Raw genomic sequence first — 26,415 nt, 5'->3', positions numbered from 1 at the left:
TGAGACTGTTGAGTCATCCAGCAAGAAAGACAACTGACTTCGCTGCGCTTCCGTGACCAAGACGCCATTCGTCAGGGGTCATGCGGCGGCAGCCGCGGTCATGGGTCATCGTTGGAGCGCCAAACGATCTCAGCCGCCCCGCCGACCAAGTTCAGGCCAGCCGGCCTGTATCCGCCACCCCGCCCTGCGGCACCACCACCACCTTGCCGCGCCGCTCGCGCGACAGCGTGGCGCGCAGCGCATCGGCGGCCTGCGCCAGCGTGAAGCGGGTCATCCCGGGCGGCGGCAGCACGCCGTCGCGCACGCGCCGGAACAGCGAGCCGCGCACCTGCCGCGCCCGCTCGGGCTGCGTGGCCAGAAAGTGCCGCACGTCCACGCCCAGCAGATCGGCGTTCTTCAGCAGCGCCAGGTTGGCCGGCAGCCGCCCGATGGCGCCGCCGGCAAAGCCCAGCACCAGGTGGCGCCCGTCCTTGGCCAGCGAGCGGAAGGCCGGCTCGAACGCGTCGCCGCCCACCGGATCGACCACCACGTCCACCGCGCCGCCCGGCGCACAGGCCTTCAGCGCCTCGCGCCAGTCGGGCTGGCGGTAATCCACCGTGGCCTGCGCGCCCAGCGCCCGCGCGGCCTGGCGCTTGTCGTCGGCCCCGGCGGCGGCGATCACGAACGCCCCCGCGCGCGCCGCCAGCGCCACCGCCGCCGCGCCCACGCCACCGGCGGCGCCCAGCACCAGCACACGGTCGGTGGCGGTCAGGCGCCCGCGCTCGAACAGCGTGAAATGGGCGGTCTGGTAATCCACCAGCATCGCCGCCGCCACCGGCAGGGGCAGATCGCCGGGCACCCCGTCCACGTCGGCCGCATCCACCACCACGCAGTCCGCCATGCCGCCGCCCAGCTGCCAGGTCACCACCCGGTCGCCCACCGCCAGCGTGCTGACGCCCGCGCCCACCGCCTCCAACACACCCGCGATCTCGCCGCCCGGCACGTAGGGCAGCGGGGGTTTGATCTGGTAGCGCCCCTGCGCCATCAGGCCATCCACGTAGCCCAGCGCCGTGGCGGCCACGCGCAGGCGCACCTGGCCCGGCCCCGGTTCGGGCACGGGCAACTCGGTCAGCGCGTAGCTGTCCAGCGAATCGAACGAGGTTCCGGCAAAGGCCTGCATGGCGTGTGTCCTGACGAAGTGGCCGCGCCAGCTTAGCAGCGGCATCGTCACGGCCGCCAGCGACAATCGCCGCGTGACAACCCCCGCCGCCATCGACCATTACGAGAACTTCCCCGTCGCCAGCTGGCTGTGCCCGCCGCGGCTGCGCCCGCCCATCGCGGCCATCTACCACTTCGCGCGCACGGCCGACGATATCGCCGACGAGGGCGACGCCGCGCCCGCCCAGCGCCTGGCCGACCTGGCCGCCTACCGTGCCGATCTGCACGCCATCGCCCGCGGCGCGCACCCTCGCCGCGCTGGCCCGCCGTGTTCACGCCGCTGGCGGCGCAGATGCGGGCCTTCGCCCTGCCCCTGCAGCCGCTGGACGACCTGCTCAGCGCCTTCGCGCAGGACGTGGCCAAGACCCGCGACGGCGCCGCCTACGCCGACATGGCCGAGCTGCTCGACTACTGCCGCCGCAGCGCCAACCCCGTGGGCCGCCTGCTGCTGCACCTGTACGGCGTGACGGGCGACGAAGCGCTGGCCGAAAGCGACGCCATCTGCACCGCGCTGCAGCTCATCAATTTCTGGCAGGACCTCAGCGTCGACATCCCGCGCGGCCGCTACTACCTGCCGCTCGCCGACTGCGCGGCCCACGGCATCGCCATCACCCACCCCGCCACGCAGTTCGCCGCCCTGCGCTCTGACGAGAATACTACGCAATTGATAGCTGCCTGCGCCCGCCACGCAAGGGCCAGCATGCAAAAAGGCTTGAAACTCGTGCACCGCATCCCCGGCCGCGCCGGGTGGGAGCTGCGCGCCGTGGTGCAAGGCGGCCTGCGCATCCTCGACAAGATCGCCGCACTCAACCACCGCACGCTCGAGCACCGCCCCACCGTCGGCACGGCCGATGCGCCCGTCATCCTGTGGCGCATGTTGTGGATGTGAGGCCGCCGCCCCGCAAGCCGATGGGACAATCCCCCGCGTGACTTCCGCCGTCCAATCCCCGCAGGACTACGTCCAGCAGAAAGCCGCCGCCTCGGGCAGCAGCTTCTATTACGCCTTTCTGTTTCTGCCGCCGCCGCGCCGCGCCGCCATCACGGCGTTCTACGCCTTCTGCCGCGAGGTCGATGACGTGGTGGACGAAGTCAGCGACCCCGGCGTGGCCGCCACAAAATTGGCGTGGTGGCAGTCCGAGGTGGGCCGCGCCTACGCCGGCCAGCCCTCGCACCCGGTGATGCAGGCGCTGATGCCGCACGCGGCCGAATTCGGCATCGAGGCGCGGCATCTGCTGGCCATCATCGAAGGCTGCCAAATGGACCTGACGCAGACGCGCTACCTCGACTTTGCCGCGCTTGAAAAGTATTGCCACCTCGTCGCCGGCATCGTGGGGAGGTATCTGCACGCATCTTCGGCCAAGTCGACGCCAAAACCACCGAATATGCGCACAAACTGGGCCTGGCCTTCCAGCTCACCAACATCATCCGCGACGTCGGCGAAGACGCGCGGCGCGACCGCATCTACCTGCCGGTGAACGAGCTGCAGCAATTCGACGTGAAGGCGCACGAGATCCTGAAAGGCGTGTATTCCGAGCGCTTCACGGCGCTGATGAAGTTCCAGGCCGAGCGCGCGCACGCCCTGTACGACGAGGCCCTGGCCCTGCTGCCCGCCGCCGACCGCCGCAGCCAGAAGCCCGGCCTGATGATGGCCAGCATCTACCGCACGCTGCTGCGCGAAGTCGAGGCCAGCGACTTCCAGGTACTGCACCAGCGCATCGCCCTGACACCGCTGCGCAAGCTGTGGCTGGCGTGGAAGATGCAGGCTTTAGGGCGCTTCTGAACCGGGCCAGGCGCTCAGTCCGCTCTGCGGCGACTCATGAATTGATAGTGTCTTGCGCCCGTACAGCAATGATTTGAAGCGAAAATGTTCTGAAACTGTTTGCTGGCGGGCGCGACCAGCTATCGTTTTTCATAGCTCATCAAGATGCTCTGGATGACGCGCCGCCCGTATCCGCTGTGTGGGAGCGGGCTTGCCCGCGATCAAGCGACTCGTGGCAACCAGCGCTTAATCGCGGGCAAACCCGCTCCCACAGCGCTTTCCAAGACTTGTTGCTGACCCAGCGTTCTGGATGATGAAGCCTTCCCCACCCGCACCGTCCACCGCGCCCTTGCGCCTTGCCATCCTCGGCGCCGGTTGGGCCGGCATGGCCGCGGCCGTGCGCGCGGTGGAACTGGGGCACCACGTCACGGTGTTCGAGGCCGCCCGCACCCTGGGCGGCCGCGCGCGCGGCGTGGCGCTGGCGCTGCCCGACGGACGCGAAGTCATGGTCGACAACGGCCAGCACATCCTGATCGGCGCCTACAGCGACAGCCTGCGCCTCATGCGCACCGTCGGCGTCGACCCCGACACCGCCCTGCTGCGCCGCCCGCTGGCGCTGCAATACCCCGACGGCAGCGGCCTCGCCCTGCCCGACTGGCCCGCCCCGCTGGACGCCGCCGCCGGCATCCTGGCCGCGCGCGGCTGGGCCTGGCGCGAGCGGCTGGCGCTGCTGCGCGCGGCGCTGGGCTGGCAGCGTGCGGGCTTTCAGTGCGACGAGCAGCTCAGCGTGGCCGACCTGTGCGCCGCCTTGCCGCAGCGCCTGCGCGATGAATTCATCGAGCCGCTGTGCGTGTCCGCGCTCAACACGCCCATCGCCCAATCCAGCGCGCAGGTATTCCTGCGCGTGCTGCACGACGCACTGTTCAGCCAGCGCGGCGGGTCCAACCTGCTGCTGCCGCGCGTGGACCTGAGCGCGCTGTTTCCGCAGTCCGCGGCGCGCTGGATCAGCGCACGCGGCGCCCGCGTCGTCGCCGGCCAGCGCGTCGACGCGCTGCACTGGGAGGCCCCGCACTGGCACATCGACGGCCAGCCGTTCGACCGCGTGCTCGTCGCTACTTCCGCATCGAATGCGGTGCAAATCGCCGTCCAGTCTGCGCAGGCAGCTGCGCCTTCGATAGCAAACCAGCTCCACGCCTGGGCCCATGGCGCCGCCCAATTGCGGCACCAGGCCATCACCACCGTGTACGCCCAGGCCGCCGCGCCCGCCCGCGCCTGCGCGCGCCCATGCTGGCGCTGCGCCCCGGTGTGGATGCGCCGGCCCAGTTCGTGTTCGACCGCGACGCCATCACGCCTGCCGCGCAGCCCACGCGCCTGCTCGCCTTCGTCGTCAGCGACAGCCAGGGCGAGCGCGCCACGCTGCAGGCCGCCATCACCGCGCAGGCCGCGCGGCACTTGAAGGTGCAGGTCACGCCGCTGCTCACCATCACCGAAAAGCGCGCCACCTTCGCCTGCACGCCCGGCCTGCAGCGCCCCGCCAGCGCCATCGCGCCGGGCCTGCTGGCCTCCGGCGACTACATCGCCGGCCCCTACCCCGCCACGCTGGAAGGCGCCGTGCGCAGCGGCCTGCAGGCGGCCGAGGCGCTCCGCTAGAATCGCCGCTCAGCCATCGCGCGGGCGTCGTTCAATGGCAGGACCTGAGCTTCCCAAGCTCAAGACGTGGGTTCGATTCCCATCGCCCGCTCCACTTCGACTTTCCAGGGCCTTCCGCCGAACGCCAAGGAACATCGTAAGTGCTTGTCAGGATTGAGATTTTTAGCTGATCTCGATCTGCTGACTTCCAGCGAAATCCACTCCCAGCCGCATCGAAACGGTACATTGAGTGGTACATCGGCAATGCGGAGGTTCTCAGTTCCGCATTGTTTCTGGAGGAGCCGGGGTCCGCTCGGGAACATGGCATCCAACTCGCTTCGCAGGAGTTGGTTCATGCTTTCAGACCTCCAGGTACGACAGGCCAAGACGAGCGGCAAGGCGTATGCGCTTGCCGATTTCGATGGCCTTTACCTCCACATTTCAGCCAACGGCTTCAAGGCGTGGCACTTCCGCTTCACCTGGGGCGGCAAGCGCGAGCGCATGTCCTTCGGCGGCTATCCCGCCCTTTCCCTGAAAGACGCCCGTGATCTGCGCGACGAGGCCCGGGCACTTCTGGCCAAGGGTGTCAACCCGCACTCCGACCGCAAGCGCAAGCGCCACGCCATCGTTCTGGCGGGCGAGCACACCTTCAAGGCCATCTATGACAAATGGCTGGCCCACCGTAGCCTGTCTCTGGAAGATGAAGGACGGCAAAGCACACCGAAGCAGATCGAGCGCGTTTTCAAGAAGGACGTATTTCCGGTTCTCCGGCACCTGACCATCTACGACGTCACCCGTGCGCATCTGCTGGACATCATCGGCAGAGTGGAAAAGCGTGGGTCTTTTTCGGTGGCCGAGAAGCTGCGCACTTGGTTCACCCAGCTATTCACCTACGCCTCGGTGATGGTGCCCAACATGGGCGACAACCCGTCCAAGGATCTGGATGTGGTGGCGATGCCGCTGCCGCCGGTCGAAAACAATCCCTTCCTGCGCATGCCCGAACTGCCGGCGATGCTGCAGACGCTGCGCAAGTACCGTGGCCGCCTCAACACGCAACTGGGTCTGCGGTTGCTGCTGCTCACGGGCGTGCGCACCGGCGAGCTGCGCTACGCCACGCCAGACCAGTTCGATCTGGATCGGGGCCTGTGGATCATCCCCGTCGTCAGGCTCAAGCAACGCAAGCAGCTCACCAAGAAGAAGCGCCAGCGCTTCACTGACATTCCGCCGTACATCGTGCCGTTGTCGTTGCAGGCGCAGGAAATCGTTCGGCATCTGCTGGAGAAATTCAAGCCAGCGCAGGTTTACCTCATTCCCGGCGACTGGGACCTCAAGAGCCGCATCAGCGAGAACACGTTCAACGGCGGGCTCAAACGCATGGGATACGAAGACCAACTCACCGGGCATGGCATCCGTGCCACCATCTCGACCGCGCTCAATGAATTGGGATATCCGCCAAAGTGGGTGGATGCACAACTCTCACATGCTGACCCGGACAAGACCAGCGCGACCTACAACCACGCCGAGTACGTGGAGCAGCGTCGCGTCATGATGCAGGACTGGGCGGACCGTCTGGATTTGTTCGAGCAAAATCAGGTCGAAGTTGCCAGCACGCACCTGACCATCACGCTGCAGGGCCTGCCCACTATTGCCGGGCATGCGGCCGCGCATCCGCCTGTCCTGAACCCCAACGCTCCCCAGTTGATCGTTGCTCCGATACCCGATGCGCCAGCGGTTCCGGCTTCCGTGCACCGGCTGTCTGCCGTGCATCTGCCCGAATACGCGCGGCCCAGGCTCTCGGAAGTACAGCGCGAGCGGTTGCAGTTGCTGGAAACGTTCGAGGCGCCGCACAATCTGCCGGTGCCCGAGTACGCCAAGCTGGTGGGCAAGTCGCGCCGCTGGATCTCCTACGAAATTCAGGCAGGCAATTTGCTGTCGATTCAGATGGGAAACCGCGGGCAGCGTGTTCCGGACTGGCAGCTCGACCCCTCAAACGCAAGCTGATTCAGGCCATCTTGAAGCAGGTGCCGAGAAGCATCGATACCTGGCACATTTACCACGCGCTTCTGCGGCCATACGACGCCTTGGGCAAACTCCCTGCCATCGAGGCGGTCGGCCCGACAAACCTACACCTTGCAGCTCGCCTGGTAGCCGCGCAGAGCATTGAGGCCGATGAGCTTGCCGCGCATGCGGACTTGCCGATGCACGCCAGGCAGACCGTGCAGCAGTTGGTGCAAAAGGCCATGATGGTCGATGCGCCCGAAGACTTGGCCGCGCCCTAAGTGAGTAGGCTGGGCGGCCCCGTCGTCCTGCCGGCTAAGCGGCAATGTCGATCAACGCAGCCAGTAGGCGCTGGGGCTATCCAATGTCAGGCCGTTGACCAGCACAGCTCGATGTCACGTGATGCTATATGGCTATATCAGCATTCCGAGTAGGCATGAGCGCCCCGGATTCACCCAGCCAATCGTGGACATTAGGCATCAAATTCCTATCCGCGTTCTTCGTGAAACCGTGCGAATATCAAGCCATATCGAATCGGTCTTGATGGGCTTTGCGCCACCCATGACGCTGGTACCGTGAGCGCCAATATCGAGCCTGCGTCCTCATCGCTCGATGGGCCGGCACCCGATCGATTCTTGCACATCGAGCAAGACGAGGCCACCTGCGGCGGATGCCAATCATCTCGCCCGCCTACTATCAGGGCATCGTTCCAGGCAACCGCCGCAGGTCATAACGACACAACAGCCCTTGGCAGGGCAAGAAAGGAGCCGGTGATGTAGCGCTTCCGAAAGGAGACGAAGACATGCACAAGGACATTCCAACATCGAAGGTGTTCTATCGTCCCATCGAAGCCGCCATACGGTGGGCCGGGTTGCTGCGGTACCTGCCGATGATCCTGGCCGCGATCGCATCACCGCGCTTCCTGCCTCCATCGTTGAATTGCCCGCGATGGAATGAGTGCCGGCTGTACTCGGAGCGCATCTATGACGGCATCCTCAACGGGGAGCTGCCCTACGGCCACAACGGGATCACGCTCAATGACCCGAAGCTGCTGCAGTCGCCAGACTTGACCGTTCGCCATGTCGATCTGAAGCGCTGGATGCGCACCCACTATCCCGAGCACCGGCCAGGATTCCTGTTCAGCCGTGGCGAACGCATGGCGCATCCTTTCATCACCATGGAAACTGGACAGGCGATCCTGATCGAGCGGCTGGCCGTCGCCGTGTCGTCGCGCGTGCAGTGCCGGTGCCAATACTTCGCATTGGACACCGCACTTCGCGCTGCCTCCGGCGCAGCCGTCCAACGTGCAGGCGTCTTGCCTCGAACGCGGCTGGCCTTCGGCCATCGCTGCGTTCGCCGGGGCGCTGGCTGTCGGTACAGCCGCGCCACCGGGCCGCAATTGCCGGGAGCGGATGCGGGAGGCAAATGCGGAAGGCAAGACAAAGGGTGCGGCACCTGTCGGCCCGCAAAGCCAGTCTGCACGTGGGAGTGGCGCGGCACGGAGCGGCTTCGCCGCCGTGCCGCGTGGGGCGCGAGCCCCGCGCCAATGCAGGCATGTCCGCGTGCTTCGCACGACCGGACACGCCGCAGCTCTCGGAGAGCGCAAGTGCAGATTGAACGCTTCAACGAGCCACGACTGCACCGCCAGCGCCTGCTGCTGATCGGCCGCCTGCAGCGCTTGCAGCGCCTGGGCCTGGCCGATGAAGTGCAGCCCGGCACCTGGGCCATTCATGCCGATGCCGAGAAGACCTTGCGCGCCCTGGGCGAGCGCGGCGACATCATCCGCACCATGCAGCGTGCCATGAGCGGCCAGCCGCGCGAGCTGGCGGTGTTCGAGCCGGGCGACGATGGCCGCACGATCATCGGGCGTGTCGCCGCGAAAGGGCTGGCCGACGAACTGCACGACCGGGGCTATCTGGTCATCGACGGCGTGGACGGCAAGGCCCACTACGTCGCGCTCAATGCCCGTGACGAGCTGGCGAACTACCCGGCCGGAGCCGTGGTGGAGGTGAAGGGTTCGGCCGACGTGCGCGCGGCCGACAAGAACATCACCGCGCTGGCGAGCGGTGGCCTGTACCGCACCGACCATCACCTTGCCATCGCGCAGGGCCAGGCCGTGCCCGGCCGCGATCCGCAGGAAGTCGTGGCGGCCCATATTCGGCGGCTCAAAGCCCTGCGTCGGGCGGGCATCGTGGAGCGCGTGGCCGAAGGGCTGTGGAAGGTGCCGGACGACTTGGCCGAACGTGGTCGCCAGTACGACGCCCAGCGCCTGGGCGGCGTGGCCGTGGAGTTGAAATCGCACCTGCCCATCGAGCGACAAGCGCGCATCATCGGCGCCACCTGGCTGGATCAGCAATTGATCGGCGGAGGCAAGGGGTTGGGCGACCTGGGCTTTGGCAGTGAGGTCAAGCAGGCGTTGCAGCAGCGCGCCGACTTCCTGGCCGAACTGGGATTGGCTGAGCGGCGCGGGCAGCAGGTGATCCTGGCGCGCAACCTGCCGGGCACACTGCGCAACCGTGAGGTGGCGCAGGCTGCCAAGGACATTGCCGCCGACACCGGCCTGGAGCATCGCCCAACGGCAGACGGGCAGCGCGTGTCCGGCATCTACAGGCGCAGCGTCATGCTCGCCAGCGGGCGCTACGCGATGCTCGATGATGGCATGGGGTTCAGCCTGGTGCCTTGGAAGCCGGTGATCGAGCACCGGCTGGGGCAGCAGCTCGCCGCGACGGGACGCGGCGGTGGGGTGTCTTGGGAAGTTGGACGCCGGCCTGGGCTGTCCCCAAGTTAGTCAGGCTGATGTCAACGATCCCACAGAATGGATTCAACGTAATCCGCTGCCACCCCAACTGGGGGCCATCAACCCCGGTAGTAGAGGCGCAGACGCGCGTCGCGTTCGACAGGCGACTCGCTGCGCAGTTCGTTGATCACTTGCTCACGCGTCTTGCCAGGACCTGCATCGGGCGTGCGGATCGGGTAGTTGCTCTCACCATAAGAAAGGCGGCCTTCCCGCATCGGAGCTTCGGCCTCCGCCTTGACTTGGGCGCGGGTTTTCTCGCTCTTGAAGTGTTCTGGATGAACGATGACGCCCTTTTCGTTGTTGGCGGGATGCTCGTACGCTGCCGAAGCCATCCCTGGAAGGCCCAGGGCAGCCACTGCGGCCGCGGCGGCGATCATGGAAGAAAGGGAGAGGCGTTGTTGGGTCATGATTGAAGCTCCTGACGAAGGTGGATGAAACTTGCATCTCTCATGCCTTGGTTAGGCGCTGAGGAGATGTGTTCATGGTAGAAACCCCTACCCAACAAAACCTAGACAGCCGAATGACATTTCCGACAGCTTTCCTCGTGGTCAGCGTCATGCTTGGATCGCACGATGCGGAAACACCAGGGCAAAGCATGTACGTCCATTGGATGATGTGACGGTGACGCGGCCGCCGTGGGCCTCGGCGATGGCGCGCGTGATGGCCAAACCCAAGCCCGATCCGTCAGTGTCCAGATGGGTCCTGGACGCATCGGCGCGGTAGAAACGGTCAAATAGCCGGGGCAGGATCTTGGCATCGATGTCGGCGCCGGTGTTTTCCACGGCCACCGTCGTGGCCTGTGCTGTGGCAGCGATGCGGATGGTGACGTCGCCGGCTTCGGGCGCGTGGCGCAGGGCGTTGGACAGCAGGTTGCTGACCGCGCGGCGGAACATCAGGCGGTCACCTTCGATCTCGCCATCGCCTTCCAGCCGCAGCCGGATGTGCTTTTCCTCGGCCACGGCCTCGTAGAAGTCGAGTAGCGCCAGCCCGTCCAGGCGGGCGGAGAACCGCTCCTTGTGCGGCAGGTCTACGCCACGCGCGGTCTTGGCCAGCAGCAGCATGTCGGACACCATGCGCGCCAAACGCTGAAATTCCTCGGCGTTCGAGGCCAGGATGTCGCGGTAGGTTGCAGCATCGCGCTTGGTCGCCAGCGCCACCTGGGTTTGCGTCAACAGATTGCTGATGGGGGTGCGCAGCTCGTGCGCGAGGTCTGACGCGAAATCGGTCAGGCGCTGGAAGTCCTCCTGCAGCCGATCCAGCATGCGGTTCAGCTCTTGCGCCAGGTCGGCCATTTCTACCGGCACGGCCTGCACGGGCATGCGCTCGCCGAGCTTCTGGCCCGTCACCCTGGCGGCCCGTGACTTCATGTCGCGCAAGGGCGCCAGCCCCTGGCGCGCGGCGAACCATGAGAGCAAGCCGCAGAGGGTGATGGCGGCGAGCACATACAGGGTCAAGCTGCGCCGCAGGCGGTCGAGAAACTGCGTGTGGTGATCCGTATCCGCAGCGATCCAGACCGTCAGGGGGCTGGAGTAGGCAGTAGCTGCCTGAAAGGCCAGTGTATGAAACCTGGCATCGCCGTGCCGCCACACCCCGAACACCTTGTTTTCACCGACGCGCAGGGGCTTGTCGCCGCGCATGGGGAAATGAACCCCGGGGACTGAAAGATCACCGCACCCCGCCCATCTTGCACCAGGGCGAAAAGGTCATGGTGATAGCTCAGCGCCTCACCCAGGCGCCAGCGCGTGTCGTCTGCCGAGCTTGCATTGCGCAGTATTTCCTCGATCAGATGCCGCTTGTCTTCCAGTGTTATCTGATCCAGCTCCACGAAGTGCCGCTCGGTCTCCACCAGGAACAAGGCGCCAAGACCCAGCACCACCGAAGCCGCTACCGCAGTGAAGAGCAGGGTCAGGCGCTGCGTCAGCGGCAACCGACCCCAACGAGCGCGAATCAACACCTATTCCTCCTGCGGTACGTCGAGCACATAACCCATGCCGCGCACGGTCTGGATCAGCTTGACCGGGTGGCCCTCGTCGATCTTCACGCGCAATCGGCGCATCGCCACTTCGATCACGTTGGTGTCGCTGTCGAAGTTCATATCCCACACCTGCGATGCGATCAGGAGCGTGGCAACACCTCACCGTGGCGCCGCATCAAGAGTTCCAGCAGACCGAACTCCTTGGCCGTCAGGTCCACGCGCTTGCCGTTGCGCGAGACCCGGCGGCGCCGCAGATCCAGCTCCAGATCGGCAACCCGCAACATGGTGCTTTCGTTGCCCGCCGGGCTGCGGCGCAAGATGATGCGCACGCGGGCCAACAGCTCCGCGAACGAGAACGGCTTGACCAGATAATCGTCGGCACCAAGCTCCAGCCCCTTGACGCGATCCTCCACCTGGTCGCGTGCGGTCAGGAACAGCACTGGCATCTGCAGGCCGCGCTCGCGCAACGATTGCAGCACCTGCCAGCCGTTCAGCCCGGGCAGCATGACATCCAGGATCACGAGGTCGTAGGCACCGTGCAAGGCCATATGCAGCCCATCGGTGCCATGGGGCACCAGGTCCGCGACATACCCGGCCTCGCTCAAGCCCTGGCGCAAATATTCACCAGTCTTGGGCTCGTCTTCGACGATCAGTATCTTCACCCGCATGCTCCGTTAAAGGTCCCCACGCAAGTGTGCCGCGTTGGATGGCTGCCGACACGAAGCTAACAAGAATGTAATGTTCCAAACATCTTGCTGAAAGGGCGGGCTCTCCAGAATCTTCGACGTGAGATCAGAGATGCTTTCAGAGGAGACCATGGCCCATTCCCATCACCTGCCATCCTTCAGGGTCTTGTTGCCTTTGGCACTGGCGTTGTTCGCAGGGGCGGCTTTTGCACAAGCCCCAGCAGATCCCGAAGCTCCCCAGCCTCCGCTGCCGACGAGGCTGCAGTATTCGTCCGCCATCGATGCATACCAGGCCTATGCGGATCAACAGGTGCAATCCTGGCGAGAGGCCAATGATCGCGTGGGCCAAATCGGCGGTTGGCGCGCCTATGCCAAGGAAATCAAGACGGGCCAGCCCGCGTCCGCCAAGGACACTGCCCCCGCCAGCGATCCGCATTCTGGCCATCATGGGGAGGCAAGCCATGATGCGTTTGCGTGCCACGCATGCCAAGCTGACCCTGTCCGCCCTTGGACTGGCGGTGCTGACCGGATGTGCCAGCGTCAGCCTGGATCAGAACATCAATCGTGTCAACGTCGAAGCGGGCGGTTTCACCGAAGGCAAGCTCGCCCTGGCGCGTACCCAGGAGGAGCGCGACCAGCAAGCACAGGCAGCTCAAAGCTTGCTGGCGCAGCCTCTGGGTCAAAAAGATGCTGTCCAGTTGGCCTTGGTGAACAGTCCGTCTTTGCAGGCCCTGCTGGCGCAAGGCTGGGCAGAGTCGGCCGATGCCGCGCAGGTGGGGCGGATTGCCAACCCCATCTTCAGTTTTGAGCGCATGAGGGCCGGAACTGAGCTGGACTTGGGGCGTGCGCTTTCCTTTGGCCTGTTGGATCTGCTGACCCTGCCGACCCGGTACGGTGTCGCCACCCGGCAGATCGAACTGTCCCAGTTGCGCCTGACAGGCAACGTGCTGGATCAGGTCACGCGCGTGCGCCAGGCCTGGGTGCGGGCCGTGGCCGCACAGCAGACGCTCCAGTATGCCAAGCAGGTCTATGACAGCGCCGAAGCGGGCGCCGAATTGGCCCGGCGCATGCAGGGCGTGGGCAACTTCAACCGTATCACCCGTGCGCGCGAGCAGGCTTTTTATGCAGATGCCGCCACTCGACTGAGCACGGCCCAACACCAGGTCACGGCCAGCCGGGAAGAGCTGGTGCGTTTGTTGGGACTGGATGAGAGCCAAGCGCAAGCGCTGAAGCTTCCAGAACGTCTGCCCGATCTCCCCAAGCAAGCACTAGATCCGCAGGCGGTTGGCTCGCTGGCGACCAAGGCACGCCTGGACATCCGTCTGGCGCAAACCGCGTTGGATGGTGCCGCCAAGGCCCAAGGGCTGAATATGGTGACCAGCTTCACTGATATCGAGCTCACCGGGCGTCGCAATACCACCTTCGACAATGCCGAGGGCACCCGCTCCAACGCACGCGGCTGGGAAATCGATGTGCGCCTGCCCATCTTTGACTGGGGTGGAATGCAGCGTGATGCGATGAACGCTCGAACGCTGGCGGCCGCCAACCAGCTCGAAGCCGCGGCCCGCGCCGCTGGCTCCAGCCTGCGGGAAAGCTATTCGGCCTATCGGACGGCCTACGACGTGGCGCGGCACTACAGGGACGAAGTGGTTCCGGTGCGCAAGGTGATCGCGGAGGAGAACCAGCTTCGCTACAACGGCATGCTGATCAGCGCCTTCGAACTGCTGGCCGATGCGCGCGACCAGGTCGGTGCCGTCACGGCGGCCCTGGACGCGCAGCAGCAATTCTGGCTGGCCGATGCCGCATTGCAGGCATCCGTGATCGGACGCCCCACCAACACCACCTTGTCGGTCACCACCAGCGCCCCCAGCGACGCGGGTGCCGGACACTGATGCAGAGACGATTGCCATGACATCCAGAAGAGATTTTTTCAAATTTGCCGGTATTGCTGGCGGCGCCGTTGCGGCCGGCGCGGTCAGCCGTGTCGCCATGGCGGCATTGCCCGAGCCGGTGATTCAGACTAGCCCAAACACCATGGCCCCGCTGATGCCCAATTCTGGACGGCCGTACAACCCAGTGGTGACGCTCAACGGCTGGACGCTGCCGTGGCGTATGAACCAGGGCGTCAAGGAGTTCCACCTGGTGGCCGAACCGGTGGTGCGCGAAGTGGCCCCAGGGATGAAGGCTCACCTGTGGGGCTACAACGGGCAGAGTCCCGGCCCGACCATCGAGGTCGTCGAAGGCGACCGTGTGCGCATCTTCGTGACCAATAGGCTGCCCGAGCACACCAGTGTTCACTGGCACGGCCAGCGCCTGCCCAACGGCATGGATGGCGTAACCGGTCTGACGCAGCCGGCCATTCCGGCCGGCAAGACCTTTGTCTACGAGTTCGTGGCGCGCCGCCCCGGCACGTTCATGTACCACCCGCACGGCGACGAAATGGTGCAAATGGCCATGGGGATGATGGGCTTCTGGGTCACGCACCCGAAAGCCAGGCACCCGATGATCGACGAGGTGCAACGGGACTTCTGCTTCCTGCTCAGTGCGTATGACATCGAGCCCGGGGCCGCGACGCCCAAGGTCGCGGAAATGACGGACTTCAACCTGTGGACATGGAACAGCCGTGTCTTTCCCGGCATTGACTCTCTGAACGTGCGCCTCAACGACAAGGTGCGCATTCGCATGGGCAATCTCACTATGACCAATCACCCGATGCACGTGCATGGCCACGAGTTTGTGGTCACGGGTACCGATGGCGGCCCGACGCCCAAAAGCGCACGCTGGCCCGAGGTGACCACCGACGTGGCAGTGGGGCAGATGCGCCAGATCGAGTTCGTCGCCGACGAGGAAGGCGATTGGGCCTTCCACTGCCACAAGAGCCACCACACCATGAACGCCATGGGCCACGACGTGCCAACCATGATCGGCGTGGATCACAGCGGCCTTGCCAAGAAAGTCAACAAGCTGATTCCGGACTACATGGTCATGGGCGAGCGCGGCATGGCCGACATGACGGAGATGGAAATGCCGATTCCCGACAACACCATCCCGATGATGACCGGCCAGGGGCCGTTCGGCTCGGTGGAGATGGGCGGCATGTTCAGCGTGCTCAAGGTACGCCGTGACCAGAAGCCGGGCGACTACAAGGATCCGGGCTGGTACAAGCATCCGGCAGGCACGGTGGCGCATGAGTACACCGGCCTCATGGCCGAGCCGGCGCGCTTCAGCGCCGAGGGCGGCCAATCCATGCCGCGCGCACGCAAGCCGGCAACGCCGACCGAAGTCAAGGTACGCAAGCCCACTTCGCATGGCGAGCATTGAGTTTCCCCTTCCATTTTCAACGAGAGACCACCCATGAAATTCACACGAACCACCATCTCGCAATTCTTCGCCATGGCTGCACTGGCCACATCGGGGGCAGCCTTCGCTAGCGGCACCCATGCAGGTGGCCACGGTGACGGGGAGACAGCCATTGGCAAACCCGGCGTCGCCACCAAGGCCAGTCGCAGCATCACCATCGAAATGAGCGACAACATGCGTTACACGCCCTCAAACATTCAGGTCAAACAGGGCGAAACCGTACGCTTCGTTGTCAAGAATGTCGGCCAGGTCAAGCACGAACTCAGCCTGGGCACTGAGAAGGAACTGCTGGAGCACCTGGAACAGATGAAGAAGTTCCCGGACATGGAGCACGACGAACCCGGCAAGGTCACGCTCGCACCGGGAAAGCAGGGTGAAATCGTCTGGCAGTTCACCAAGGCGGGAGCCGTGAACTTCGCCTGCCTGATGCCTGGCCACTATGAGGCCGGTATGAAGGGCGCCATCAAGGTGGGCCGCAAGTGATGGCCTGAAACGCCGACTACAGCCGGCCCAGCCATAGATCCATCCATTTACCCAGAGGTCACCATGAAAACCATCCAACGTCTGCTCACCATCTCCGCCCTGGCTATGGGCGTTGCCCTGCCGATGGCGGGCCATGCCCAGGTCAGTCCCAGTACAGGTCAGGTCGCGGCGCCTGCATCGGACTCCATGACCGATGGCGAGGTCAAGAAGGTCGATCTGGACAACAGCAAGATCACCCTCAAGCATGGGGACATCAAGAATCTGGACATGCCCGGAATGACCATGGTCTTTACCGTTCGTGACAAGGGCCAGCTCACCAACCTTAAGCCCGGCGACAAGGTCAAATTCATGGTCATCCAGGAAGGCGGGAAGATGATCGTCACCGACATCCAGCCCGTGCGCTGAGCAAGGTCACAACCGCACCATGCCGCCGGACGCGGCTGCCCGAGTCCATCCACGGCCAGAAGGAAGCATCATGATTCACATTCGCCATTCCCTGATCGGTTTCTGTGTCGCCGCCGCCTCCATGGGTGTGCTGGCACAAGGCTCCGACGAGCACAAGGACCACCACCCGGCGGACGCTGCCGCCCCAGCAGCTACCGCGGCACCGGCTCCTTCGGCGGCATTGCCATCGCCCGGCCAGGCCATGGGCTCGGGCGACATGGCCGCCATGGATCGGCACATGCGGGCCATGCAGGCCATGCACGAGAAGATGGCAGCCGCCAAGACGCCCCAGGAGCGCCAGGCGTTGATGGCCGAACACATGAAGACCATGCAGGACGGCATGCGCATGATGAAGTCGATGCACGGCCAGATGGCATCGGGCAACCCACCCGCCGGTATGGCTGGCATGCAGCACGACCCGCAGATGATGGAAAAGCGCATGGCCATGATGGAGTCGATGATGCAGATGATGATGGATCGAATGTCCATGCCGCAAACCCCCACTCCCGGCACAAAGTGAGGAGGCCGTCATGACCCATGACCATGCATCCCATCCGCAGAGTGTGCAGACCGGCGGGTTCTGGCGCTCGCGCTATGCCATCGGCCTGCTCGTGTTCGGCGCCGTCGCCGGGTACTTCCTATGGACCGAACACCGTGCCCACCTGGCGCAATGGTGGCCCTATGCCTTCCTGCTGGCCTGCCCGCTGATGCATGTCTTCATGCACAAAGGCCATGGTGGTCATGGCGGCCACGGTGGTGGCTCAGCCACTGGCCAGGGCACTGGACAAAACTCCGACAGGGGCTGACGCCATGGAGCACACGGGATCGTCGTATGGCCTGTGGACTCTGGTGGTGCTCAACGTGGCGATCTTCGTCATGTTCGCCTTCAGCTTCTTCAAGCCGGCCAGCGCGCGCGACTGGCGCAGTTTCGGGGCGTTCACAGCGTTCATCGTGGCGCTGTTCGTGGAGATGTATGGCTTCCCGCTGACCATCTACTTCCTGTCGGGCTGGCTGGGCCAGAAGTTTCCGGGCGTGGATCTGCTGAACCACAACGCCGGCCACCTGCTGGAACTGTTGTTCGGCTGGGGCGGCGACCCGCACCTTGGGCCGTTCCACATTCTCAGCTACCTGTTCATTGGCGGCGGCTTCTGGCTGCTGGCCACGGCCTGGCCCGTGCTCTACCAGGCCCAGCGGCAGGGGCGGCTGGCTGAAACCGGCGTTTATGCGCGGGTGCGGCATCCGCAGTACATCGCCTTCGTCCTGATCATGTTCGGCTTTCTCCTGCAATGGCCGACCCTGCTGACGCTGCTGATGTTCCCGATCCTCGTGGCGATGTACGCCCGGCTGGCGCACAACGAGGAACAGGAAAGTGCACGCCGTTTTGGACAGGCCTGGCAGGAGTATGCGCAGCGCGTGCCACGCTTCATTCCGCGCAGGGGCGCAAGGACGCGGTCTTGAGCGACGCATCCGCTGACCAGAATGTGGCCATGGGCATGAAATCAAGGAAGTTGCAATGACGTTGAAACCGCCGGCCTTGTGGGCCGCAGGACTGCTGGCCCTGCTGCTGGTGGCAGGGGCGGGTTACTTTCCCTGCGCGCCGGTGAGCGGCAGGCGACGCCGCACAGCCTGCGTCCCGATGATCCCCAGGTGCTGCGCGTCGGCGCCCGCATCTACGCGCAGCAGTGTGCGGCTTGCCATGGGGCCAAGGGCGAGGGCCAGCCCAACTGGCGTGATCGTGGATCGGATGACTTGCTTCCTGCGCCGCCGCACGATCCCAGCGGCCACACTTGGCACCATCCCGACGAGCAACTGTTCGCCATCACTAAGCAGGGACTGGCCCAATTGATCAATCAGCCCGACTACCGTACGGCGATGCCCATCTATGGTGGAGTATTGAGCGACGACGAGATCGTGGCCGTGCTGTCATGGATCAAGGCGCAATGGCCGCCAGAGATACGGCGCCGCCACGACGAAATCAATGTCCAGTACCGCCAGTCTTTGTCCCGATAGCCATCGGGGCATGGGCCAATGCGGACCGAATGCGTCCACAAGGAAAGGGACTTGACCTTGCCGCGATGGCAAGGTCAAGAATCGAGATAACTCAACAAAGGCATGGGCATGAACCAACACCTGCATCACCACGGCCATACCGCAGACGAACAGACCCCGGCAACTTCTGCCGCGGTGCCCATGGAGGCCCCGGCGGGCACCATCTACACCTGCCCCATGCACCCGGAAGTGCAGCAGGATCATCCCGGCAATTGCCCGAAATGCGGCATGTCGCTCGAAGCGGTGATTCCGCTGGATGAGGAGGACAACAGCGAACTAATCGATTTCCAGCACCGCTTCTGGTGGACGCTGCCGCTGACCGTGGTGGTCACCATCCTGGCCATGTTCGGCCACCGCCTCGGCTGGTTCGACATGAAGACCCAGACCTGGGTCGAGCTGGTGCTGTCGCTGCCGGTAGTGTTGTGGACGGGATGGCCATTCTTTGTCCGCTGCTGGCAGTCCATCGTCAACCGCAGCCCCAATATGTGGACGCTGATCGGCCTAGGCACCGGCGCCGCCTTTGTTTACAGCGTGGTCGCCACCCTCGCGCCCGGCGTGTTTCCCGACTCGTTCATCGCCCACGGCCGCGTCGCCGTCTATTTCGAGGCGGCGGTCGTCATCATCTCGCTGACCATGCTGGGTCAGATCATCGAATTGAAGGCGCGCTCGCAGACTTCGGCGGCCATCAAGGCTCTGCTCGGCCTGGCCCCCAAGACGGCGCGCCGCATCAATACCGACGGCAGCGAGGAGGACGTGCCTTTGAACCATGTTCACGTCGGCGACCTGCTGCGCGTGCGGCCCGGCGAGAAAGTGCCCGTCGATGGCGTGGTGACCGAGGGCAGCAGTGCCGTCGATGAATCCATGCTCACCGGCGAGCCCGTGCCGGTGACCAAGCGCGCCGGCGATGGCCTGATCGGCGCCACGATGAACACCAGCGGCGCACTGGTGATGCGCTCGGAGAAGGTCGGCGCCGCCACCATGCTGTCGCAGATCGTGCAGATGGTGGCCAATGCCCAGCGCTCCAAGGCGCCGATGCAGCGCATGGCCGACGTGGTGGCCGGCAAGTTCGTGGTCGTGGTGGTGTTGATCGCAATCGCGACTTTCTTCGTCTGGGGATTCTTCGGCCCCGAGCCGAGCTGGGTGTTCGGCCTGATCAACGCCGTGGCGGTGCTGATCATTGCGTGCCCGTGTGCGCTGGGCCTGGCGACCCCGATGTCCGTGATGGTCGCCACCGGCCGCGCGGCCACGCAGGGGATTCTATTCCGCGATGCCGGCGCCATCGAAAAATGCGCGAAGTGGATACGCTGATCGTGGACAAGACCGGCACCCTGACCGAAGGCAAGCCGGCCTTCGACACCGCCGTCGCCGACTCGGGCTACACGCCGGATGAGGTGCTGCGCCTGGCGGCCAGTCTGGATCAGGGCAGCGAGCACCCGCTGGCGGATGCCATCGTCCGCGCCGCGCGGGACAAAGGGCTGAGCCTGACCAAGGCCGACGACTTCGAATCGGGCAGCGGCATCGGCGTGCGCGGCACGGTCGAAGGCAAGCATCTGGTGCTGGGCAACACCGCCTTGATGCAGCAGGAGAACGTCGCGACCGATGCGCTCAAGACGGACGCCGAGCGCTTGCGCGGCGAGGGCGGTAGTGTGATGCACCTGGCCGTGGATGGCCGGTTGGCCGGCATCCTGGCCGTCACCGACCCGATCAAGGCAACCACGGCCGACGCCATCAAGACGCTGCACGACAGTGGCCTGCGCATCGTCATGGCGACGGGCGACGGCCTGACCACGGCCCGGGCGGTGGGCGCCAAGCTCCGCATCGACGAAGTGCATGGCGAAGTCAAGCCGGCCGACAAACTGGCCTTGGTGGAGCGGCTGCAGAAGGAGGGGCACGTCGTCGCCATGGCCGGCGACGGCATCAATGATGCGCCGGCACTGGCCAAGGCCGACGTGGGCATTGCCATGGGCACCGGCACCGACGTGGCGATGAACAGCGGACAGATCACCCTGGTCAAGGGCGATCTGCGCGGCATCGCCGCCGCGCGCGACATCTCCATCGACACCGTGCGCAACATGCGCCAGAACCTGTTGTTCGCCTTCATCTACAACGGTATCGGCGTGCCCATCGCCGCCGGCGTGCTTTATCCCATCACGGGCTGGTTGCTGTCTCCATTGATTGCAGCGCTGGCCATGAGCCTGAGCTCGGCCTCTGTCATCTTCAACGCGCTGCGGCTGCGGCGCGCACGAGGCTAACCCGCATCGAGACAATCAAAGAAAGGATATCGATCATGATGAACGGAATGTATATGAACGACATGGCCTGGTGGTTTGGCGCCCACTGGCTGACGATGCTGCTGGGTGCGGTGGTAATCGTGTTTCCATTCTGGAAGATCTTTGTCAAGGCGGGCTTTTCGGGCTGGCTCGGTCTATTGATGATCATCCCCATGATTAACCTGATCGTGCTGTATGTGCTCGCGTTTTCAGACTGGCCGAGTTCGAGGCGCGCCGACAAGCTGGATCCTGGAGAAACGAAGCTGAGCCCTCGGTGATCTTTCATGCACAGCGATCAGGTAGTCACGGGTGGATCCTTTGACGCTTCCACCCCGTGACTGGATTTTGATCCACGTCAATTCGTCACACATCCAGCGCAAAGAACATCCCACCATGGCTTCCATCCGACGCATCGTCACGCAATGGGGCCGCCGGATTGCCGGCGGCCTCATCTTGGCCTTGCTGTTCTCGCAGATGGCGCTGGCGATGTATGCCTGCCCCAAACCGGACTCTGCGGGACATATCGCCTCCATGCAGGCTGCAGGCATGGCTATGGAGGATCCGGTAGACATGCCATCCCTGCCCGACTGCCATGCCATGTCAGGTACGATGGATGATGAGGCGCCACAGTTGTGCCGTGCCCATTGCGACAGCGACGGGCAACTCGTGTCTTCGCTGCAGGGACTGGATACCCAATCCATTGCAGCCCATGCGGTCTGCATCACTTATCTGCTTCCGGAAATATTCGAAACGCAGCCAACGGCCGGCCCTATGGCTGGCTACGTTCAGCCCGACCCTCGAGCGGGTTTCCTCCGATCTATCTCGCGCTCCAGGTTCTGCGGAATTGAAACACCAAGTCGCGCCCGCCGTGTATTGACGCGGCAGAACACGTGACTTCGTGGATATCAATTTCGAGGACCATCATGCTTATCTCTTCCTCCGGTGCTCCCGGCGAGCGCCGCCCCGCGCCTAGTCATGGCGCAATGCGTGCGATCTCGTGCGGCCCCCGGGTACATCGCCTGAGCATTTTGACCATTGCTCTCATGGGCGGCGTGTTTGCATCAAGCCAGGCCTAGCCGTGCAGCCGGCGCGACTTGCGCGGCCCCGTGACTTCGCAGGTCCAGATGTTCAGCCCGCTCGGCTGCTTGCGGTGCTGTCCCAGCTTCTCGAAGCGTTTCTGTACCCACTGCCACCCCTCCAGCTTCTCCTGCTTGGCCAGCGCGGCGACTTGAAGGTACTCCTGCGCGTAGCGCTGGAACACACCGGGGCTGACGAGGTAGCTCGTACCGGCGACGGTATGCACCAGGGCCTTGGCGTCGTTGATGATGAGCTTGCGCGTCTGGATGCTCTGACGCAGCCAGGCCATGAAGTGCGCCCCGGAGGGCTCCGCGCGATCCTGGGAAGGCGCGAGGCTCATCTGCGGCGGGGGCACGGTCGAAGGGGCCGGCTCGGGCTCGGCAACAGGGGAACTCGGGATCTCCGGTGCCGTGGGTGGAGCGGCGTCGCCCAGCAGGTCGAGCAGCGCGGCCACGCCGGTGTCCATGGCTGCGGATGCGATCGGCGCCGTGCTCGCGGATGCAGCTTCGATGCCTTCGGCGCGCGGCCCATCGGCCACCGTTGTCGCCTGCGGCGTCGGCTCCGCCTGTTCCTCTTCGACCTGCACACGGCCTGCGAACGGCGCCGGCCGGTCGGCGGCATCCCAGATCATCGCCGGCGAGAGTTTCAGGAAGGTGAAGGCGTGCGACCAGCCGGCGTCGCTGGTGACAGAAGCCTTCCAGATCGCCTTGCCATCCGGCGTCGGTTGCACGATGCCGTGATCCTGCAGTACGTTGAACACCGCCGTATTGCTCGCCGGAATGCCGTCGATGCCTTGCGATAGCAGATGTGCGCGCAGCTTGTCGGAGACGGTCTTGCTCACCAGCCACAAGGCGTCCTGGGTCAGCCAACCGTCCGCCGGACCGGCCTGGTTCAATTTGAATTCTTCCTTGAGCAGGTAGCGCAAGCCGTCGAGCAATTTGCGTTGCAGCGCATGCTTGGGCGCCGCCAGCGCCTTGCTGGGATCGCCGCCGAGTTCCTGGGCGACCGATGCCTGGTCGGCCTGCACGACCAACTCGCCGAGCGTGCCGGCGTGCTCGTACTGGCCGGCCAACACGTACAGCAGCGCTGCCCAGAGGTCGGGATAGCCGCAGAGCCAGTCGAAGATGTCCCGATCGAGAAGGCGCGCGTAGAGCAGCCCGGTGGCGGCGCTGTGCAGGCGGTACTCACGCTCCTTTCGGTAACGGAAGCGGTAGGGCTTTCGCAGCGGGCCGTGCCAGGGATGCCAGACGCTGCCGTCGGCATGTTCGACGTGCAGATCGACGGCAATCTTGCCGATGTCGTGCAGCAGGGCCGCGTAGGCCGTGCCTGCGGTCCAGGCTTCGGCCTGGGCCGCCTGTGCTTCCGGCGTGACGCCCGCAGGCAGCAGGTATGACTGCCGCAGCTTCAGCGCATAGGCGACGATCTCCAGGCCGTGGTCCAGCATGCCGCCCGGATAGGCGTGGTGGTGGTTCTCGGAGGCCGGGAACTGCTGGACCAACTCGGCGTAGCGCTCCAGTGGGGCGAGGTAGAGCGTGGCGAACTGCCGGCGCGAGAGCGATGTGCGCTGCCAGATGTGTTCCAGCAGTTTCTGCCGGCGCGGCGTGGCCAGCAGCGATGCGGCCGACTCCGGCCGCATCGACCCTTTCGGAGTTTCGATGGCGGAGGTGGGCGGCGTGCCGGCGGTGGGTGGCACCCTTTTGCGCTGGAACAGCGAGAGCATGGCGAACCCCGGATGACGGGCTGCTCGGGGCGCCTTTTGGCCTTTTCAGGATAGGGCCTTTCCCCTTGGCGCCCTTCCTTTGCCCCTTCCCAGCCCTTTGGCCTTTATCGGAAGCCTTTGGGTATAGGGCCGCTGCTGCGCGGGGCGCCACGATGAATGCGGCATGGGGCAATCCCGGCAAGTGGGGCGCTGCGGGACGCTCGTCAGCTCTGGCCCAAGCCGGTGTCGAGGGCGGCGGATTGCGCTGCGAAGTCGTCGGGACGGCGCTTGCGGAAGGTCTCCAGATTGGCGAGCTTCCAGCGCAGTGCCGGCAGTTGCGCGGCGTGCTGGCACTGCACCAGCGACCAGTCCGGTTCTGCGCGCGCCAGCCCGCTCAGAAACTGCTTGTGCGCGGTGCTCAGTCGCTGTGGCAGCTCGCGCCGCATCCTGGCGCGAGCATCGAGCAGTGTCTCCAGGGAGCAGTCCACTTCGGTCATGCCGACAAAGGCCCGCTCGTACTCGCCGGCGATGTCCTTGTCGTTGCCGAACAGCACTTCGTGGGGCGGCCGGTTGTGGCCCGCCAGATAGATCACGAAGCACTCGACCATGCCGTCGCTGATGTCGCCCGATTCGTAGAGCTGCCACACGTCGAACAGGTCGCGGGGTGCTGCCGATCCAGCGCGGCCACCAGCTTGCTGGCGTACAGCTCGTCCGGTGCCAGAACCGGCAGCTCGAACTCGACGCCGAACAAATCGCTGGTCTTGGCACTCAGCGGCCGCCGCTCGACGGGCAGCACGCTGCCTCGGAACACGACGTTGACCTCGATCTTCACCTGGCTGGCATCGTTCTCGACGATCAGCTTGGTGTCCCCAGGTCCTTGGCGCGAACCAGGCGTGTCTGCACGCCCAGCGGTGCAAGGCGCGCGGCGATGGCGGCCAGCTCCTGGTTGATGGCTTGCAGCGCTTCGTCGCGCGGCGTCTGCCACGGGAGGTATACCACGTCGATGTCCACCGACAGGCGCGGCATGTCCCGCACGAAGAGGTTGATGGCCGTGCCGCCCTTCATGGCGAAGATGTCGTTGGCGAACACGTCGGGCGCGACGGCCAGCAGCAGGCGAACGGTGTCCGCGTAGGTCTTATCCATGAGGTCTCAGGCTCAGCAAGGTGCCGTCATCGAGCCGGCTCATCCAGCGCGTGTTGCTGCCGGTGCGAACCGGGTACTGCTCCAGCAGGGCATCCACATCCACGAGGCTGGTCTCGCGTGCCCAGGTGAGGAACAGGCGCACGGCCTTCACGCTGGCGCAGCAGGACAGCAGTTGTCCGAGCAAGTCCTTGCGGGGGAACGCAGTCCATCGAAGATGTTGCGGGCCTCTTCGAGGCTCTGCTTGACGCCGGCTTCGTACAGCAGCTCCAGAACGGCACGCTCGGAGGCAGCCACCCGCAGATCCTCGGGCAGGCCAGGCGGCGTGGTCAGGGTCTTGCCGGCCAGCGCCGTGTCCGGCCAGTCGAACAGGCGGGCGTGGACGTAGCGGGCCGGAAAGCGCGAGGTGAACCAGGCTGGCAACACGAAACGACCGTCGCCCCACAGCACCAGCGCCTCCCGGCTGCCCAGGTTGTGCCGCACACCCTGCAGGGCCAGGGCGCTCTTGCCGCCGACGTGCAGGCCGGGCACGCGCTGTTGCAGGAACTTCAGCGCACCGTAGACCCCGAATTCATCGTTCGGGAAGGCATAGACGCCATGGGCCAGGCGCACGAGCCACCCGCCGTCGGCATAGTGGGCGGCGAGCTGGGGCGACACCCCGAACTGGCTCAGGGTGGCAAGGTCGAACGGCGCCCCGCGGGGAAGTCCCGCCTGCAGCCGCTTGATTACCTGGTGCCTAGAATTTCCATCCATGTTATAAAAATAACACAGAATCCAATCGACCCTAGAGCCATTGCAGGAACGCGCAGGGAAAGTAGCATAAGGTTTGATTTCCATCGCAGAATCTAATCGACCTGCGACCCAGGCCGACCGGCTCTGCCAGCCGCAACCCGCCCTCCTGATCGCGGTCTATGCTGGAGGGCAGGCCCCGACCGGCCGCTCCATGAGGTGAGGTACCACTGAAGCCGAGGCACATGAGCATGACCACCAACACGCACAACGGGAGCTGGAGCCACCGGCTGGGCCGGGGGCTGGCCGTGCCTGGCGTGGATACCAGCGCCGCGAGCAGCGTGTCGCCGGCCGGCTGGTGACGCGCGGGGTGCCAGCGGGCGCGGCGACGGCGGTGCTCTGGGTCGTCAAGCTGGCCGTGCTCGGTGCGCTGCTCTACTCCGCGTTCTGGCTGGCGCTGCTGCTGGCCTTTGCAGCGATCGCTGCCTGGATGGTACGCAACGCTGATGCCGACGAAAGCAGTGATGATGACGAGCCTCAATGGCGAAACGGCCTGGACGGATACGGTCTCTACCGGGGCGAGGTACGCATCGACGGCGGCAGCGCGGACGACGAGTAGCTCGCCACTCTCGGCGCTACTTCGCCTTCGCTGCTTTGATTGCAAGGTCAGCGCCTTTGCCTCCCGCAGATTTGGCGCCATCGGTGGCTGCTGAGAGCATCTGCGAAATGTTGCCTACGCGGACACCAACCCACGCGAGCGCAGCTACCCAGAAACCCGGTAGCACGATGAACATCATCGCCATGACGAAGTTAAGGAGCATGTCTGCTGTGGTCCATTCCCTCCCCCGTCAATCCGGCATCACCATGTTCTCCGGCACGCGCTGCCAGAGCGGCGAGATGTTGTCCAGTTCGCGCACGAACTGCTCGAACAGCGCCTCGCTGTCGATGTCGTGGCCGGGCGCCACCTGGTCCAGCGCCTCGGCTAGCGCGAAGCGGGCCTGCGGGCCAAGGTGGTTGAGGACGGCGATGAGTCGAATGGTGGGCATGGCCCGGTTTCTAGAAGCCGGCCGTGACGGGCGCGTGTCAGGCGCCCGGCAGCCAGTGCGGCGCGCGCATTCCGTCA

General features: G+C 65.0%; 18 protein-coding genes, 1 tRNA gene and 10 pseudogenes. 19 read left to right on the top strand and 10 right to left on the bottom strand.

What is annotated here, in order from left to right; translation table 11 throughout:
• Window positions 1-151: 151 nt before the first annotated feature.
• Window positions 152-1,204: an NADPH:quinone oxidoreductase family protein gene (locus tag H0I39_RS14920; protein WP_257646180.1), complete on the bottom strand. Its 1,053-nt coding sequence runs from the start codon at window positions 1,202-1,204 to the stop codon at window positions 152-154.
• Here H0I39_RS14920 and hpnC point away from each other — a divergent pair.
• The 7 genes and pseudogenes from hpnC to H0I39_RS22400 all read left to right on the top strand — a co-directional run bounded on the left by hpnC (window position 1,158) and on the right by H0I39_RS22400 (window position 9,371).
• Window positions 1,158-2,086 (top strand): annotated as a pseudogene (gene hpnC / locus H0I39_RS14915) (squalene synthase HpnC). The gene H0I39_RS14920 and the pseudogene hpnC overlap by 47 nt on opposite strands.
• Window positions 2,087-2,123: 37 nt before the next feature.
• Window positions 2,124-2,977 (top strand): annotated as a pseudogene (hpnD, locus tag H0I39_RS14910) (presqualene diphosphate synthase HpnD).
• Window positions 2,978-3,266: 289 nt separating this feature from the next.
• A complete protein-coding gene (locus H0I39_RS14905; RefSeq protein ID WP_180551022.1) occupies window positions 3,267-4,412 on the top strand; it encodes a hydroxysqualene dehydroxylase in 1,146 nt (381 codons plus the stop codon).
• Window positions 4,409-4,606 (top strand): FAD-dependent oxidoreductase, encoded by a 198-nt coding sequence (locus H0I39_RS24215; protein WP_180551021.1) that lies wholly within the window; start codon window positions 4,409-4,411, stop codon window positions 4,604-4,606. The genes H0I39_RS14905 and H0I39_RS24215 overlap by 4 nt, the downstream gene beginning before the upstream one ends.
• Before the next feature lie 20 nt (window positions 4,607-4,626).
• Window positions 4,627-4,700 (top strand) — tRNA-Gly (locus H0I39_RS14895).
• 239 nt (window positions 4,701-4,939) lie between these two features.
• Window positions 4,940-6,864, top strand: a pseudogene (locus H0I39_RS14890) (tyrosine-type recombinase/integrase).
• Window positions 6,865-7,385: 521 nt separating this feature from the next.
• Complete coding sequence (locus tag H0I39_RS22400; RefSeq protein WP_257645813.1) at window positions 7,386-9,371, top strand: DUF3363 domain-containing protein; 1,986 nt, start codon at window positions 7,386-7,388, stop codon at window positions 9,369-9,371.
• A gap of 68 nt (window positions 9,372-9,439) precedes the next feature.
• Here H0I39_RS22400 and H0I39_RS14875 read toward each other — a convergent pair whose 3' ends face one another.
• The 4 genes and pseudogenes from H0I39_RS14875 to H0I39_RS14865 all read right to left on the bottom strand — a co-directional run bounded on the left by H0I39_RS14875 (window position 9,440) and on the right by H0I39_RS14865 (window position 12,017).
• Window positions 9,440-9,787 (bottom strand): DUF4148 domain-containing protein, encoded by a 348-nt coding sequence (locus H0I39_RS14875; RefSeq protein WP_180551020.1) that lies wholly within the window; start codon window positions 9,785-9,787, stop codon window positions 9,440-9,442.
• Window positions 9,788-9,934: 147 nt separating this feature from the next.
• Window positions 9,935-11,017, bottom strand: coding sequence for a heavy metal sensor histidine kinase (locus H0I39_RS14870; RefSeq protein ID WP_257645812.1), 1,083 nt, complete (start codon window positions 11,015-11,017; stop codon window positions 9,935-9,937).
• Between the two features lie 68 nt (window positions 11,018-11,085).
• Window positions 11,086-11,253: pseudogene (locus tag H0I39_RS24210) on the bottom strand (heavy metal sensor histidine kinase); the annotation flags it as partial.
• Between the two features lie 81 nt (window positions 11,254-11,334).
• A pseudogene (locus H0I39_RS14865) lies at window positions 11,335-12,017 on the bottom strand (heavy metal response regulator transcription factor).
• Between the two features lie 485 nt (window positions 12,018-12,502).
• Between H0I39_RS14865 and H0I39_RS14860 the strand changes: the two are divergent.
• From H0I39_RS14860 to H0I39_RS14810, 11 genes and pseudogenes are all read left to right on the top strand, one after another.
• A complete protein-coding gene (locus H0I39_RS14860) occupies window positions 12,503-13,933 on the top strand; it encodes a TolC family protein (protein ID WP_180551019.1) in 1,431 nt (476 codons plus the stop codon).
• Between the two features lie 16 nt (window positions 13,934-13,949).
• Window positions 13,950-15,362 (top strand): multicopper oxidase family protein, encoded by a 1,413-nt coding sequence (locus H0I39_RS14855; RefSeq protein WP_180551018.1) that lies wholly within the window; start codon window positions 13,950-13,952, stop codon window positions 15,360-15,362.
• Window positions 15,363-15,395: 33 nt separating this feature from the next.
• Window positions 15,396-15,884, top strand: coding sequence for a cupredoxin domain-containing protein (locus H0I39_RS14850; RefSeq protein ID WP_180551017.1), 489 nt, complete (start codon window positions 15,396-15,398; stop codon window positions 15,882-15,884).
• 63 nt (window positions 15,885-15,947) lie between these two features.
• On the top strand, window positions 15,948-16,289 hold the full coding sequence (locus H0I39_RS14845) for a copper-binding protein (protein ID WP_180551016.1): 342 nt from the start codon (window positions 15,948-15,950) through the stop codon (window positions 16,287-16,289).
• A gap of 70 nt (window positions 16,290-16,359) precedes the next feature.
• A complete protein-coding gene (locus tag H0I39_RS14840) occupies window positions 16,360-16,848 on the top strand; it encodes a hypothetical protein (RefSeq protein ID WP_180551015.1) in 489 nt (162 codons plus the stop codon).
• A gap of 10 nt (window positions 16,849-16,858) precedes the next feature.
• Window positions 16,859-17,134, top strand: coding sequence for a DUF2933 domain-containing protein (locus H0I39_RS14835; RefSeq protein ID WP_180551014.1), 276 nt, complete (start codon window positions 16,859-16,861; stop codon window positions 17,132-17,134).
• 4 nt (window positions 17,135-17,138) lie between these two features.
• Window positions 17,139-17,786, top strand: coding sequence for a methyltransferase family protein (locus H0I39_RS14830; RefSeq protein WP_180551013.1), 648 nt, complete (start codon window positions 17,139-17,141; stop codon window positions 17,784-17,786).
• A 189-nt stretch (window positions 17,787-17,975) separates the two neighbouring features.
• On the top strand, window positions 17,976-18,338 hold the full coding sequence (locus H0I39_RS14825) for a c-type cytochrome (RefSeq protein WP_308645865.1): 363 nt from the start codon (window positions 17,976-17,978) through the stop codon (window positions 18,336-18,338).
• 216 nt (window positions 18,339-18,554) lie between these two features.
• Window positions 18,555-20,629: pseudogene (locus H0I39_RS14820) on the top strand (copper-transporting P-type ATPase).
• Between the two features lie 53 nt (window positions 20,630-20,682).
• Window positions 20,683-20,925 (top strand): DUF805 domain-containing protein, encoded by a 243-nt coding sequence (locus tag H0I39_RS14815; RefSeq protein ID WP_257645811.1) that lies wholly within the window; start codon window positions 20,683-20,685, stop codon window positions 20,923-20,925.
• Between the two features lie 31 nt (window positions 20,926-20,956).
• Window positions 20,957-21,541: a hypothetical protein gene (locus H0I39_RS14810; RefSeq protein WP_308645864.1), complete on the top strand. Its 585-nt coding sequence runs from the start codon at window positions 20,957-20,959 to the stop codon at window positions 21,539-21,541.
• Window positions 21,542-21,722: 181 nt separating this feature from the next.
• Here the strand turns inward: H0I39_RS14810 and mobH are convergent.
• The 3 pseudogenes from mobH to H0I39_RS14795 all read right to left on the bottom strand — a co-directional run.
• Window positions 21,723-23,444 (bottom strand): annotated as a pseudogene (gene mobH, locus H0I39_RS14805) (MobH family relaxase); the annotation flags it as partial.
• Between the two features lie 203 nt (window positions 23,445-23,647).
• Window positions 23,648-24,566: pseudogene (locus tag H0I39_RS14800) on the bottom strand (nucleotidyl transferase AbiEii/AbiGii toxin family protein).
• Window positions 24,559-25,316 (bottom strand): annotated as a pseudogene (locus H0I39_RS14795) (type IV toxin-antitoxin system AbiEi family antitoxin domain-containing protein). Before H0I39_RS14795 ends, H0I39_RS14800 begins: the two co-directional pseudogenes overlap by 8 nt.
• A gap of 253 nt (window positions 25,317-25,569) precedes the next feature.
• Between H0I39_RS14795 and H0I39_RS14790 the strand changes: the two are divergent.
• Entirely contained in the window at window positions 25,570-25,911 is a 342-nt protein-coding gene (locus H0I39_RS14790; RefSeq protein ID WP_444547280.1) for a DUF3742 family protein, read from the top strand.
• 16 nt (window positions 25,912-25,927) lie between these two features.
• On the opposite strand, the pseudogene H0I39_RS14785 reads toward H0I39_RS14790, so the two are convergent.
• Window positions 25,928-26,116: pseudogene (locus H0I39_RS14785) on the bottom strand (conjugal transfer protein TraG N-terminal domain-containing protein); the annotation flags it as partial.
• Window positions 26,117-26,140: 24 nt separating this feature from the next.
• A complete protein-coding gene (locus H0I39_RS14780) occupies window positions 26,141-26,338 on the bottom strand; it encodes a hypothetical protein (protein WP_180551011.1) in 198 nt (65 codons plus the stop codon).
• Window positions 26,339-26,415: the final 77 nt, after the last annotated feature.

This window comes from Ottowia beijingensis (genome assembly GCF_013423955.1).
Classification (GTDB): Bacteria; Pseudomonadota; Gammaproteobacteria; order Burkholderiales; family Burkholderiaceae_C; genus Ottowia; species Ottowia beijingensis.
Note: the sequence above shows the minus strand (reverse complement) of the source record. Positions and strands in the feature narration are given on the sequence as shown.